Genomic DNA, 13,509 nt, shown 5'->3' on the forward strand with positions numbered 1-13,509 from the left:
AGGCAGCCAAGGCCGGCCTCGACCCGGGCCGTCGGCATCCCGCAGGCGCGCGGCGGCGGGCCGTCGAACATGGAGGCGTCGAGCTCCCGCGGGTCGCGATTGAGGTCGGCGACCGAGCGGCCGTACCGCGCAGCCAGCAGGCTCGCCCCTGCATCCGGCGCAGACCCGAACAATTCTTCGATGAAGGCATCTTCGGTGCGGCGCAGATCCATCACCGGAACCCTCAGCACTTCCAGCATGCTTTCAGGATATAGAGAGCCGGAATGCGGGGAGGCGAACAGGAAAGGCGCCTGCGGTCCGGCCGGCCGGGTCAGCGTGTAGGGCGGCTCGAAACTCTCCGCCCCAAACGGGCCGGTCCTGACCGGTAAAGGGGAAAGGGGCGGGGTCGGGCGCATCGCACCTATCGTTTGCCTGTTCGTGGCAAGGTCAAGCCCCTCACGGCGTCTTGGGCAGCGGCAAGGTAAAAAAGACAGGCCAAATTTCGCAAAATTCACCCATGATTTACCCGGATCACTGTTTATGCTTAGGCTTGTAGGACGGACGAAGGGGGCCCCGGGTGACCAAGATCCTGTTGGCTGAAGATGATGATTCCATGCGCGCCTTCCTGGCCGCGGCGCTGCGCCGTGCCAGCCATGAGGTGCAGGACTATGCGGACGGCGAAACGGCGCTGGCCGCGCTGGAGCGTGAAGTCTTCGACCTTTTGCTGACCGACATTGTGATGCCGGGCCTCGATGGCATTGAACTCGCCCGCCGCGGCGCGGAGCTCGACCCGGCCATGAAGATCGTCTTCATCACAGGTTTTGCCGCTGTGGCACTGTCGTCCGGCTCGCCAACGCCGGCGGGGGCAAAAGTGCTGTCGAAGCCGTTCCACCTCCGCGAAATCGTCGAGGAAGTCGACAAGGTGATGGCCGCCTGAGGGCCGGCGTTTCCGGAAATCGGCCCTGAAAACGACTTGGCCCGGTCTTGAAACCGGGCATTTTCATACCCATCGTTACAATATTGGTGAGGCCAATATCGTAACGCATGGAGAAAATGCCCCATGGCCGAGACTATCCCCACACCCCGCCGCGGGCGCCCTCGCAGTTTCGATGCGCACGAAGTGCTGCAGCAGGTTCAGGACGCCTTCTGGAAAGGCGGCTTCGAGGGCACGTCCATCGACGACCTGACCGGCGCGACGGGCCTCAACCGACCGAGCCTCTATGGCGCCTTCGGCGACAAGCATGCGCTCTACCTTCAGGCCCTGCGGCAATACCGTGAGTCCACGCTGGACGCAGGCCGGCAGATCCTGGAAGACGCGCCGACCCTGCGCACCGCGCTGGAGGATATCTACCGCGCCGCCATCCGTATTTACATGGGAGATGATGACGGCCGTGGCTGTTTCGTTTCCAGCACGGCGCCGCCTGAAGCGGTGCACGATACGTCCGTCCGGCGGGAACTCTCTGCCATGAATGACGGCTTGGATGGCCATTTCGAAGCCCGCATTGCCCGCGCCCAGGCGGAAGGGGAGGTGTGCACCGCCCTGCCGCCGGACGAGGCGGCACGCATCGCGTCTGCCGTGCTGCATTCCCTGTCTGTCCGTGCGCGGGCAGGGGCCTCGAAACGGGCACTGCACGCGCTTGCGCAAAGCGCCGTGGACCTGCTGGCGAAGGCGCCGGAAACAGGGAGTGAATCCGGGAGCGAACCCGGCAACAGCACAGGTGGCTGAAGACGCTTGACGCAGGCGCGCCGATTGTCCATTACCCACGCTTCCTGACGGGGCAAACAGCTCCCGGACGGGCGGTTAGCTCAGTGGTAGAGCACTACGTTGACATCGTAGGGGTCACAAGTTCGAACCTTGTACCGCCCACCATTCTCTCTGAAAATCTGGTTTGATAGCCCGGCAGGGGCTGCATCCGTATTTCGCGTTGACGCCCTGGCGATCAGCGCTTCTGCAATTCCCAGATCCCGGACAATAAAAAACCCTGCCGAAGCAGGGTTTGGTGCAGAAGAGGACTCGAACCTCCACGCCTTGCGGCACACGGACCTGAACCGTGCGCGTCTACCAATTCCGCCATCTGGGCACAGGATTGGAAGGCGCGGATGTATAAGCCCGCGGCGCTGTCGTCAACGGGGAATCCCAGCCTTCATCAGCTTTGTTTCCGTCATGGGGCTTGTCGCGGGGCCGTTGCCCGCGGGGGCGGGGTAACCGCACGTCTTCGGCCTGACTCTATTATATGGTGCAGGACCTTCCGGGGTGCGGCGCCGGGCGAAGGCGTGACCCGCATGGAAAGCGGCGCAATGGCTGTCATATTTATGGGCGAAGCAGCTTTTCGGTCAAGAATCCGCCATGTGGAGGTTGGGTCCGGGGCCGGAGCGGCCTAAATGAGACTCAACAGGAAAGAACCGATGACAAGCGCCAACGCAGACACATCGGCCAAGCCTTCCGGGCGTCTGGTCGCCATATCCAACCGCACGGCTGCGGGCAGCGAGAGCAAGGCAGGCGGGCTCGCCGTAGCCCTCTGGGAAACTCTGGTTGAGACCAAGGGGCTGTGGATCGGCTGGTCGGGCCGGGTGCTGGATTTTGAAACCGCGCGGGTCAACTATGTCGAGGAGGAGGGGGTCCAGTTCGCGCTGAGCGACCTCTCACGCCGGCAGTATGACGGGTTCTATCTGGCCTATGCGAACTCGGTGTTGTGGCCGGTCATGCACAACCGGATCGACCTGGCGGTGTTCGAAGCAGACACGTATCGCAGCTACCGGTCCGTCAATGAGAAGTTTGCCCGGATCACGGTTCAGGAAGCCCGGCCGGAAGATTTCGTCTGGGTACATGATTATCATTTCTTCCTGCTCGGCCGGATGATGCGCCAGCGCGGCTGGCAGGGGCGCCTTGGCTGGTTCCTTCACATTCCATTCCCCGCGCCGGAGGCCTTCCGGGCCATCCCGCAGCACAGGGAACTGGGCGAGGCCATGTGCGCCTATGATGTGGTGGGTGTGCAGACCGGCAAGGACTTCTACAATCTGGCACGTTATCTCGAAGAGGAGTTCGGTGCAGAGGAATTGCCCGATGGCCGTTTCCAGGTCGGCGAACGAACCGTCCGCCTGCTGCATTGTCCGATCGGGATTGATGTCGATGCCTTTGTCGAAGCGTCGACATGCGAAGACGCGCAGCTCGCTGCGTCAAAGCTCGACAGGTTCCTGGGCAACCGGCAGCTGGTGCTCGGCGTTGACCGGATGGATTATTCCAAGGGCCTGATCCAGCGCTTCGAAGGCATGGCGGAACTGTTTGACCGGCATCCGGATGTACACGGGCATATTTCCTTCACCCAGATTGCGCCACCTTCGCGCTCGGTTGTCGAAGGTTACCAGCAATTGCGCCAGCAGCTGGATGAATTGTCAGGCCGGATCAATGGCGATTATGGCGACCTCGACTGGATTCCCATTCGCTATCTCGCGCGGGGCTATGACCGCGATGAGATCGCAGGGCTTTATCGGGCGGCGAAAGTGTGCCTCGTCACGCCGCTGCAGGACGGCATGAACCTGGTAGCCAAGGAATTCATCGCGGCGCAGGACCCAGAGGATCCCGGTGTGCTGGTCCTGTCCCAGTTTGCCGGCGCGGCCGAGCAGATGGGGGAAGCCCTGATCGTCAATCCCTATGATTCCGGTGCGATTGCTGAAGCCGTCTACAAGGCCATCCATATGCCGCTGGAGGAGCGTCAGGCCCGCTGGCGGACCCTGATGGATGGCATCCAGGCGCAGGATCTGATCTGGTGGCGGGAGCGGTTCCTGAACGCTGTTCCGGCCGATGCTGAGGTGCCGGTACTTTCATGACAGAACAGATCATCGCGCCGCCGCCGCTGACCGCGGGCGATGCGCTATTTCTAGATTTTGACGGAACGCTGGCCGGGCTACAGGACGATCCCGATACGGTGTTTCTGGCGGCCGGCATGGATAACGTCCTGGAGGCGATTGGCCGCCGGCTGGAAGGGGCGTTGGCGATCCTGTCCGGCCGTGATGCAGGTGACCTCGCGCGCCGGGTGCCGGGCGGGCTGTGGCGGATCGGCAATCATGGCCTGATCCCGCTGGCGCCGAATGCAGACCCGCCGGAAGACCGCGTTGCAGCGCCGGATGCGGTGCGCGGCGTGATCGAAAAGATCAGCGCGATGTTTCATGGCACACGTGTCGAGACCAAAGGCCCGGTGCTGGCCCTGCATTACCGGCAGGCGCCGGGAGCGGTGGACGACCTTGGCAATGCGCTGGCCGAGGCCGGCCTGTCAGGCGCGGGATACCGGATCCAGCATGGCAAGTTCGTCTTCGAGGCAAAGCCTGAAGATGCCAACAAGGGCCGCGCTCTGGCCCGAATGATGCAGGAAGTGCCCTTTTCCGGGCGGCGCCCGGTCATGATTGGTGACGACACGACCGACGAAGATGCTTTCCGGGCTGCGAACAGCCTGGGCGGGTTGACGGTCAAGGTCGGCGCGGGCGACACCGTCGCCAGGTACCGGCTGAAAGATGTCGATGCCGTGCATGCGTATCTGAAGGAGCTGGCTGGGACATGAGCGGACTGGACCTTGGCATTGTGGGCAATGGCACGATTGCCGCCCTGATCAATTCACGTGGCGATTATCAATGGTCCTGCCTGCCGCGGTTCGATGGCCAGCCGGTGTTCAACCAGCTTCTGGGCGGCGGCGGTGCCTTTTCCGTCTGGATGGAAGACCTCGTCTCGCGCACCCAGGCCTACGACCACAACAGCGCCATCCTGCGGACGCGCCTCGAATCCCGTGATGGCGCCATCGTGGAAATCGTCGATTTTGCCCCGCGGTTCGAGAATCAGGGGCGGATGTTCCGACCGGCGGCGCTGGTGCGCCGGTTCCGGGTTCTGGCGGGCACGCCGCGGATGCGGATCACGCTGATCCCGGAAACCGACTGGGGCGGGCGCAAGCTGAAGCCGGTCAGGGGCGTCAACCATGTCCGCTTCGTGGATGAGGAACTTGCCTTCCGCGTCACCACGGATGCGCCGGTCTCCTATATCCTGTCGGGGACCAGCTTCATTCTGGACCGGGAGGCCGCTTTCATTCTGGGAGCGGACGAATCCCTGTCCGATCATCCGGAGGTCATTGCGCGCGACTGGGAAGAGAGGACCCGCCTCTACTGGAAGCGTTGGGCCCGCAGCCTGGCAGTGCCGTTTGAATGGCAGCAGGCCGTGATCCGTGCCGCGATTACGCTGAAGCTCTGCGTCTACGAGGAAACCGGCGGCATCGTCGCGGCCCTCACGACCTCCGTCCCGGAACATGAAGGCTCGGAGCGGAACTGGGACTACCGCTATTGCTGGATCCGGGACGCGTATTTCACGGTCACCGCGCTGAACCGGCTGTCCGGCATGGGGACGCTGGAGCACTATATGCGCTGGGTACGGAACATCGTGGCTCAGTCGAAAGGCGGCCATATCCAGCCGGTTTACGGGATTGGGCTGGAAGCGGACCTGACAGAGGATTTTGCCAGGGAGCTTCCCGGCTATCGCGGCATGGGGCCAGTCCGTGTCGGCAACCAGGCGGCTGAGCACGTCCAGCATGATGTCTATGGTCAGGTTGTCCTGGGCGTTGCGCAGAGTTTCTTCGATACGCGCCTCATGAAACGGCCCGGCCTGAGGGAATTCGAGCAGCTGGAGCCGGTAGGCGAGCGCGCCTTCGCCGTGCATGACACGCCGGATGCCGGCATCTGGGAATTCCGTACGATTGCTCATGTGCACACGTCTTCCGCGATCATGTGCTGGGCGGCCTGTGACCGGCTGGCGAAGATCGCCGCGCATCTGGGGCTGCCCGCGCGGGCGGATTACTGGCGCGAGCGGGCCGACATCATTCACGGGACCATCCTGGAGAAGGCCTGGAATGAGGACATTGGTGCGTTCACCGCGGCCTTTGGCGGGGAAGACCTTGATGCGTCTGTCCTGCTGATGGCGGAGATCGGTTTCATCGCGGCAGACGACCCGCGCTATGTGTCTACCGTGCAGGTGATCAACCGGGACCTGCGCGAAGGCGACCATGTCTATCGCTACAAGGTGACCGACGATTTCGGGAAGCCGAAAACCGCCTTTACCGCCTGTACTTTCTGGCTGGTGGATGCCCTGCACCGGATCGGCGAGACCGAGGAAGCGCGGCGCGTCTTCGAAGCGCTGCTGGCGGCCCGCAACCATCTGGGCCTCTTGTCAGAGGATGTCGATACCGACACCGGAGAGCTGTGGGGGAACTTCCCGCAGACCTATTGCATGGTCGGCATCATCAATTCGGCAGCCTTGCTTTCACGGCCCTGGAGCCAGGCGATGTAGGCCGTCTGCCCAATTTTTGGGCAGCGCTGGTGCGGCTTTCTTCAATGCGGGGCGACCTCAGCAGGGCACAGCTATGCCTGATAGCACGCCTTGACCGGGCACAGCCTTGCGTGCGTTGTTGTGATTATGGGAGAGGCACCTCAATTCTTTGATGAAATGGACGGGTTCGACGGAATCGTGCGCGAACCTTATTCGGCATATTCGGACTGGCTGCAGGAGATGAGCCGTCCGGCCCTTCTCAAGAAGTCCGCTGAAGCGCAGGCCTTCTTCCGGCGTACCGGCATCACGTTCAATGTCTATGGCGAAGCCGAAGCGGACGAGCGCCTGATCCCGTTTGACCTGATCCCGCGCATCATCGGAGCGGGGGAGTGGGCGAACCTGGTTCGCGGGATCGAGCAGCGGGTGAAGGCCATCAATGCCTTCCTGCACGACATCTATCACCGGCAGGAGATTATCCGCGCGGGCCGGGTGCCCGAACGCCTGATCCGTGAGAACGACGCCTTCCTGCCGCGCATGATCGGCATGGACCCGCCTGGCGGCATCTACACACACATTGTGGGAGTGGATCTGGTGCGGACCGGGCCGAACGAATTCTTCGTGCTGGAGGACAATGCCCGCACGCCGAGCGGTGTTTCCTACATGCTGGAAAACCGCGAGACGATGCTGAAGATGTTCCCGGAACTCTTCTCGCACATCCGGGTGCAGCCGGTTCAGCAATACCCGACCATGTTGCGCCGGTCCCTGGAGCGGTGCGGGCCGCCTGCGGCAGATGGCAACCGGCCGACTGTGGCTGTGCTGACGCCGGGCATCCATAACTCGGCCTATTTCGAACACGCCTTCCTCGCAGACCAGATGGGGGTCGAACTGGTGGAAGGGCACGACCTGCGGGTCACCGATGGGCGTATCGCGATGCGGACGACCCGGGGGTATGAACCTGTGGACGTCATCTATCGCCGGATCGATGATGACTTCCTCGACCCATTGAATTTCCGCTCGGACTCCTTGCTGGGAGTCGCGGGCATCTTCGATATTTACCGTTCAGGCGGGATCACGATCGCCAATGCTCCGGGCACGGGCATCGCCGACGACAAGGCGATTTACTCCTACATGCCGGAGATCGTCGAATTCTACACGGGCCAGAAGCCGATCCTGCAGAACGTGCCGACCTGGCGATGTGCAGAAAAGGATGCGCTGGCTTACGTTCTGGACAATCTGGAAGAACTGGTCGTGAAGGAAGTCCACGGGTCAGGCGGATATGGCATGCTGGTCGGTCCCGCAGCCAGCAAGGCGGAGCTCAGGGCCTTCCGCGCCAAGCTGACCGCGAAGCCGGAAAACTATATCGCCCAGCCGACGCTGGCCCTGTCAACCGTCCCTGTGCTGACAAAATCAGGTCTTGCCCCGCGTCACGTTGATCTGCGCCCATTCGTGCTCGTCTCCCCGGAAGGAGTGGAGGTGACGCCCGGCGGGCTGACGCGCGTGGCCATGAAGAAAGGCTCCCTGGTGGTGAACTCCAGCCAGGGGGGCGGAACCAAGGACACCTGGGTCCTGAAGGGGGATTAGAGGTGATGCTGGGTCGCACAGCCGCTGGCCTCTTCTGGCTGGCCCGTTATCTGGAGAGGGCGGAGAATACCTCGCGCCTGGCCGAGGCAGGGTTTCGCCTCGCGCTCACCCGGGCCGAGTCCGATACGGAAGAATGGCGGTCCGTCATTACGACGGCTGGTTGCCAGCAGAGCTATCTGGAAAAGCACGAGACGATCCGGTCGGACAAGATTTTGGACTTCATCCTGCGCGACAAGGAAAATCCCAACAGCGTGTTGTGTGCCTTCCATACCGCGCGCGAGAATGCGCGGATGACACGGACAGCGCTGACGCGGGAAGTGTGGGAAGCGATCAATGATGCCTGGATGAGCGTACGCGATGCCCTGCGCCGTCCGATCCCGGAACGCGACTTGCCGGAAATCCTGTCACTGGTGCGCCGGCAGGGGGCACAGGTCCGCGGCGCGATCACCGGCACGATGCTGCGCAATGATATCTACAATTTCATCCAGATCGGCACATTGGTGGAGCGGGCTGACAACACGTCCCGTATTCTGGATACGAAGTATTATGTGCTGTTGCCGTCCAGCGCATCGATCGGGTCCTCGCTCGACAATGTGCAGTGGGAAATGATCCTCCGCTCAGCCTCCGCAGAGCGCAGCTTCTACTGGCTGCATGGTGGAACCGTCAGCCCGCCAGCCATCGCAGATTTTCTGATCTTTGATGCGCGTCTGCCGCGGTCTCTGGCATTCTGCTATGATATGATCACGGAATATCTCGGCAGGCTTGCCGAGGAGTATGGCGAAAGCACGCCGGCACATGAGTTGGCGATTCGGCAGGAAAACCGGCTGACAGCCTTGAACATTGCGCGGGTCTTTGAGGAGGGGCTCCACGAATTCCTTACCAGCTTCATGGCGCAGAATGCGGCGTTCTCCGCCCAGATCGAAACCGATTACAGGTTCAATGAATAGGCCATGAGACTCCGCATCGATCATACTACCGTCTACAATTACGAGACAGCGTCGAGCTACGCGCTGCAGCAGGTGCGCAAACGTCCTCATGATACGGATGCGCAGACGGTCATTTCCTGGGATCTCGTCCTGGAAGGGGCCAAGAGCGAGGCGAGATATATGGACCATCATGGCAACCATGTCGAACTCGTCTCCATGGAACCGGGAGCAAAGCGCGTCTCGATCTCCTGCCAGGGTGAAGTGGAAACACGGGACACGGCGGGCATACTGACTAGCAACCGGATGGTGCCGCCCCTCTGGCTCTATCGCCGGTTCACCCCGTTGACAAAGGTGGGGAAGGGCGTGCGTGGACTCGTTGCCGAACTTGGCAAGGATCCGGAACTCAATCTCGAAACCCTACATGCCCTGATGAACCTGATCGCAGACTCGGTCGTCTATGACATTGAACCGACAGGGCCGAACACTTCAGCCGAGGAAGCCCTCGAACTTGGTCATGGCGTTTGCCAGGACCATGCGCACATTTTTGCGGCAGCTGCGCGGCTGATGGGTTTCCCGGCCCGGTATGTCGGCGGATACATGATGATGCTGGACCGAGTGGATCAGGAAGCAGGCCATGCCTGGGCGGAAGCCTGGGTCGAGGGGCTCGGCTGGGTCGGATTTGATGCAGCCAACAGGGTTTGTCCCGACGAACGGTACATTCAGGTTGCAACCGGCCTCGACTACCGCGAAGCTGGCCCACTGACAGGGGTGATGTATGGCGGCGAGCAGGAGGTGCTGTCCGTCAATGTCCAGGTCCAACAACAATAAACGGGTCCGAAGAGGTTCGAAGTGACATATTGCGTGGCGATGCGGCTCAACGCGGGGCTCATCTTCATGTCAGACACGCGCACGAATGCGGGTGTCGACAACATTTCCAGGTTCCGGAAGATGTTCACCTGGGAGGAGCCGGGCGAGCGGGTGATTACCGTTCTGACAGCCGGGAACCTTGCGACATCCCAGGCTGTGATCAGTCTTCTCGACGAGCGGACCAAGGCGCCGCATGAACGCCGGCCCAGCCTGCTGGAAGCGCCGACCATGTTCCAGGTCGCCAACATCATCGGTGACACGCTCAAGGAAGTGATCAAGACCCAGAAGATGACCGGCCCGGAATCGGAGGCCGACTATGGCGCAACGATGATCGTGGGCGGGCAGATCACCGGCATCGAGCCGCGCCTGTTCATGATCTATCCGGAAGGCAATTTTATCGAGGCGAGCGAGGAGACACCCTTCTTCCAGATTGGTGAAACCAAATATGGCCGGCCAATCCTGCTGCGCGCCTATGACGCCGGCATGAGTTTCGAGGAAGCGATCAAGCTTCTGTACGTCTCCTTCGACTCGACCCTGAAGGCGAACCTGTCGGTCGGTATGCCGCTTGACCTTCAGGTCGTGGAGCAGGGCGCCCTGAAGGTGACGCATCGCCGCCGTATCGAAGAGGATGATCCTTACTTCCAGACCGTTTCGAACAGCTGGGGAGACGCGCTGAAGCTGGCCTTCAAGTCTTTGCCGGATTTCTCGTTTACAGACTGACGGATCAGACCAGCACGTGGTCCGGTACGTGCTCCCGGTAGAGCTTCTTGCCGAGCTCGACGCGCTGTTCTGCATTGAGCCCTTCGGTGTCGGCCTTCATGCAGGCCTCGATGAGCGGACGCACACCCATTCTGTTTGCCACCTGAATGGCGAGGCCGGGACGGGCGTTCAGCTCCAGGAGCATCGGGCCCTTTCCCTTGTCGAGCACAATGTCGGCACCGAGATAACCAAGGCCGGTCACGTCATAGGCTTTGGCGGCCATCAGCAGCATCTCATCCCAATGCGGCACTGAGATATTGCTGAGCGGGTTGGCCGTATCCGGATGGATGTCGGTCGTCTTGCCTTTTTGCATGCCATAGAGGGTCCGGCCGGTGACGAGGTCCAGGCCGACGCCGACTCCACCCTTGTGAAGGTTTGCCTTGCCGTCCGACTCCGCTGTCGGCAGCCGTACCATTGCGACAAAGGGAATGCCACGCAGCACGATGATGCGAATGTCCGGCACCCCACCGAAACTGATCGGGTCGAACACATCGTCGAACTTCACCCGGTATTCGATCATGGCGATGTCGGGCTGGCCCGACAGGGAATACATGCCTGACAGGATATTGTTGACGTGGAATTTCAGGTCTTCGAGCAATGCACGCTGGCCATTGGAGCGCCGCCAGCCACCGCGCATCGGCCCGAGGATCACCTGGATGCCATTGCCCTGCGACCCATTGGCCGGCTTGATGACGCAGCCGTCTGGATGATTGAGCAGGGTTTCGAGTTTGCGCATTTCCGCCGGGCTGCGGATGAGGCCGTAGAGTTCGGGCGTCTGGATGCCGGCGGCATTGGCCAGGCGCTTGGTTTCCGTCTTGTCGTCGACCAGGCGCATCAGGCGCCGCGGATTATAGTCGTTGATGAGACGGAGGTTCCGCTCATTGATGCCGAGCACGCCGGCCCGGCGAAGGCCAAGCCACGTCTTGATCATTTCGGTTCGGCTTCCTTGGCGAGCTCCCGGAAGCGCCGGATCTCACTCAGCCTCAGGCCGGTATACTTGCCCATCAGCAGGCAGGCCGCCATCAGGACGAGAAGAAGTTCAGGGAAATTGAACAGCAGGAACTCAATATGCTTGTTCGTCATCACCAGGTAGGAGAGCGAGGCCACAAGCATCGAGCCTGCGCCGGCCTTGATGGCATCTTCCGGTGAATACTCTTCCCACATGATCGACATGCGTTCGATCGTCATGGTCAGGATGACCATCGGGAACAGCGAGATCGAAAGTCCCATCCGCATGTTGGCGCTGTTGAACATCTGCGCGATCACCGCCATGCAGATCACAATGAAGATCAGCACCACAGCCAGCCTCGGAACAAGCAATAATCGGAGCTTCTCAAGATAGAAGCGCATGGCCAGGCCAAGCGCGACGAGCAGGGTGAACAGGATCAGGCCGTTCAGCAGGGCTGTCTCACGGAACGCGATGCCGATCAGGATCGGCATGAAGGTTCCGAGCGTTTCGATGCCGATGAACTGGCGCATGAAGACGAGCAGCACGATGCCGGCCGGAATGGTGATCAGCACCTGATAGACGAGCTGTGTGGTGACGGGCAGCCGGTCGAAGCTGAACAGTTCGACCGGTGTGCGGTCAGCCCGCGCCGCCTTGCGCATAACGTCAGAGGCCGAGGAGTCGATCGGCTGGATCGAGACCTGCGGTTCGAAGTCGAACACACCGTCGGCGCGGATCATTTCCTCGGTGCCATACCAGATGGTGAAGAACTCTTTCGGATCGGAACCGATGAAGTAGCGCTTGTCGCGCCCGTCGACATGGTACTCCAGCCAGTGCTGCACTTCCGTGCGGCGACGGGCTTCGTCGAGGTAAACGCCATTGGCGACCCGCGCGCGGATCCCCTGGCTCTGAAGCGCCTCTGCGGCAAGTGTCAGACGGTCGAGCGGCGGCGGCAGGACGGGCAGAAGCGCCTCGATCTCGTCGGCGTCCTTCTGGACGAAGATTTCCTGCAGGATCAGCTCAGCGAGCGAGTCATCATCGGCAGAGCGGCGGCGCATGTCGGAAGACCAGACGAGAAAGGCCTGCCGCTCGAGGTCATTGAGGGATTCCGGTGGGGCGCGGTCAGCCGGTCGGTGCATTTCAGCGGGCAGGGGAGAGCGCTGGGTTTCCCCTTCGAGACGCGCGCGGTAGCGCAGCACCTTGCGGTCGTTGGGATAGCGATAGGTCCAGATCGCCTTGCGGCCATTGTCGTCGTCGGTTTCCAGGCGCAGCCCGAAGGCGCCGTTGTAATACTGTTCCTGCGAAACCCTGCGCGTATCGCTGTTGGACGGGACAAAGGTCTCGATCCGCACCGGCTGGTTGGCGGTATCAAAGTCGAGATAGATTTCGAAATCCCAGGTTGTCGTCTGGGTGCCCGGCGTGAGCGGGTAGTTGTACTGGAACACCTTGATGCCGAAGATCGTCAGCGCGATCGCGGTCAGCACAAAGGCCAGAAGACGGGTGTGAAAAGTGCTAGTCACGCTCAGGTACGTTACATTCGTCGTCGGCAATGAAAGTCGATGCGGAATCGACAAGAACGCGGGACGCGAGGAATTCGCGGCCGATCAGGATGTCGTATTCAAAGTCCTCCCGGTCGGCAAGATTGACTTCAGCCAGACCGCGAACGCCGCCCACACAGATGGGAAGGTGAATCACGGGCCGCCGGATGGTGCCGCCTGTCTTCAGTTTGATCAGGGCGAAACGGCGGACGTCCTGATCGTAGCGAACGGTGCGGCCGTTCTTGCCGCGCAGCCGGAAAGTCACCCAGTCATCCTTACCGGATTTCTTGTACACCTTCACATCGCGACCATAGACCGAGGAGGAGTCAGCGCCGGTATCAAGTTTCCCTTTCATTTCAAGGCCTAACTTGCCGACGTGAACGTCTTCGACATAGCCCAGAACTGTCATGTCATCGCGCCCTTCGCGTTCGGCCATGGCAGGTGCAGGCACCAGCGCCATAACGAGTGCGGCACAGATTGGCAGTCTCAACAGTTTCACGGGGGACCCCCTCCTTCCTGAGCTGTCGCGCGGCAGTCGGCTTAGCATGTGGATGCGTGGTGCGATAGACACTCCACTCGGCGCGCAGGGGCGGCACAAACACCAGATTCGTG

13 protein-coding genes and 2 tRNA genes are annotated in these 13,509 nt (G+C 61.4%); 10 read left to right on the forward strand and 5 right to left on the reverse strand.

All coding sequences use genetic code 11. The features are described from left to right. A partial coding sequence (locus HY26_RS09765; protein WP_146740205.1) for an N-formylglutamate amidohydrolase occupies window positions 1-395 on the reverse strand: 395 nt, incomplete at its 3' end. A 161-nt stretch (window positions 396-556) separates the two neighbouring features. Here HY26_RS09765 and cpdR point away from each other — a divergent pair. From cpdR to HY26_RS09780, 3 genes are all read left to right on the forward strand, one after another. Next, window positions 557-916: a cell cycle two-component system response regulator CpdR gene (gene cpdR / locus HY26_RS09770; RefSeq protein ID WP_034762043.1), complete on the forward strand. Its 360-nt coding sequence runs from the start codon at window positions 557-559 to the stop codon at window positions 914-916. Between the two features lie 123 nt (window positions 917-1,039). Further along, window positions 1,040-1,705 carry a TetR/AcrR family transcriptional regulator gene (locus tag HY26_RS09775; RefSeq protein ID WP_051599573.1) on the forward strand — a complete coding sequence of 222 codons (666 nt, stop codon included), beginning with the start codon at window positions 1,040-1,042 and terminating at the stop codon, window positions 1,703-1,705. A 69-nt stretch (window positions 1,706-1,774) separates the two neighbouring features. Continuing rightward, a tRNA-Val gene (locus HY26_RS09780) sits at window positions 1,775-1,849 on the forward strand. Between the two features lie 128 nt (window positions 1,850-1,977). Here HY26_RS09780 and HY26_RS09785 read toward each other — a convergent pair. Beyond that, a tRNA-Leu gene (locus HY26_RS09785) sits at window positions 1,978-2,060 on the reverse strand. 325 nt (window positions 2,061-2,385) lie between these two features. Here HY26_RS09785 and HY26_RS09790 point away from each other — a divergent pair. From HY26_RS09790 to HY26_RS09820, 7 genes are all read left to right on the forward strand, one after another. Further along, entirely contained in the window at window positions 2,386-3,807 is a 1,422-nt protein-coding gene (locus tag HY26_RS09790) for a trehalose-6-phosphate synthase (protein ID WP_051599575.1), read from the forward strand. Continuing rightward, window positions 3,804-4,535: a trehalose-phosphatase gene (gene otsB / locus HY26_RS09795; RefSeq protein WP_112073503.1), complete on the forward strand. Its 732-nt coding sequence runs from the start codon at window positions 3,804-3,806 to the stop codon at window positions 4,533-4,535. The genes HY26_RS09790 and otsB overlap by 4 nt, the downstream gene beginning before the upstream one ends. Then, a complete protein-coding gene (locus HY26_RS09800) occupies window positions 4,532-6,301 on the forward strand; it encodes a glycoside hydrolase family 15 protein (RefSeq protein WP_112073504.1) in 1,770 nt (589 codons plus the stop codon). Before otsB ends, HY26_RS09800 begins: the two co-directional genes overlap by 4 nt. A gap of 126 nt (window positions 6,302-6,427) precedes the next feature. Further along, entirely contained in the window at window positions 6,428-7,861 is a 1,434-nt protein-coding gene (locus tag HY26_RS09805) for a circularly permuted type 2 ATP-grasp protein (RefSeq protein ID WP_034762049.1), read from the forward strand. A gap of 5 nt (window positions 7,862-7,866) precedes the next feature. Beyond that, on the forward strand, window positions 7,867-8,808 hold the full coding sequence (locus tag HY26_RS09810) for an alpha-E domain-containing protein (protein WP_034762051.1): 942 nt from the start codon (window positions 7,867-7,869) through the stop codon (window positions 8,806-8,808). A 3-nt stretch (window positions 8,809-8,811) separates the two neighbouring features. Next, window positions 8,812-9,615 carry a transglutaminase family protein gene (locus tag HY26_RS09815; protein WP_034762054.1) on the forward strand — a complete coding sequence of 268 codons (804 nt, stop codon included), beginning with the start codon at window positions 8,812-8,814 and terminating at the stop codon, window positions 9,613-9,615. A 21-nt stretch (window positions 9,616-9,636) separates the two neighbouring features. Beyond that, a complete protein-coding gene (locus tag HY26_RS09820; protein ID WP_034762056.1) occupies window positions 9,637-10,374 on the forward strand; it encodes a proteasome-type protease in 738 nt (245 codons plus the stop codon). A gap of 4 nt (window positions 10,375-10,378) precedes the next feature. Here the strand turns inward: HY26_RS09820 and HY26_RS09825 are convergent, their stop codons facing one another. The 3 genes from HY26_RS09825 to HY26_RS09835 are packed head-to-tail and all read right to left on the reverse strand — an operon-like array spanning window position 10,379 to window position 13,396. Beyond that, window positions 10,379-11,344, reverse strand: a complete 966-nt coding sequence (locus HY26_RS09825) for an alpha-L-glutamate ligase-like protein (protein WP_034762059.1) — start codon at window positions 11,342-11,344, stop codon at window positions 10,379-10,381. Next, the gene (locus HY26_RS09830) at window positions 11,341-12,879 is read right to left on the reverse strand and encodes a UUP1 family membrane protein (protein ID WP_051599577.1); all 1,539 of its coding nucleotides are present in this window, start codon (window positions 12,877-12,879) and stop codon (window positions 11,341-11,343) included. Before HY26_RS09830 ends, HY26_RS09825 begins: the two co-directional genes overlap by 4 nt. Continuing rightward, complete coding sequence (locus HY26_RS09835; RefSeq protein ID WP_158531464.1) at window positions 12,872-13,396, reverse strand: RimK/LysX family protein; 525 nt, start codon at window positions 13,394-13,396, stop codon at window positions 12,872-12,874. The genes HY26_RS09830 and HY26_RS09835 overlap by 8 nt, the downstream gene beginning before the upstream one ends. Window positions 13,397-13,509: the final 113 nt, after the last annotated feature.

Origin of the sequence: Hyphomonas sp. GM-8P (genome assembly GCF_003263315.1) — a bacterium.
In the GTDB taxonomy this organism is placed as follows: Bacteria; Pseudomonadota; Alphaproteobacteria; order Caulobacterales; family Hyphomonadaceae; genus Hyphomonas.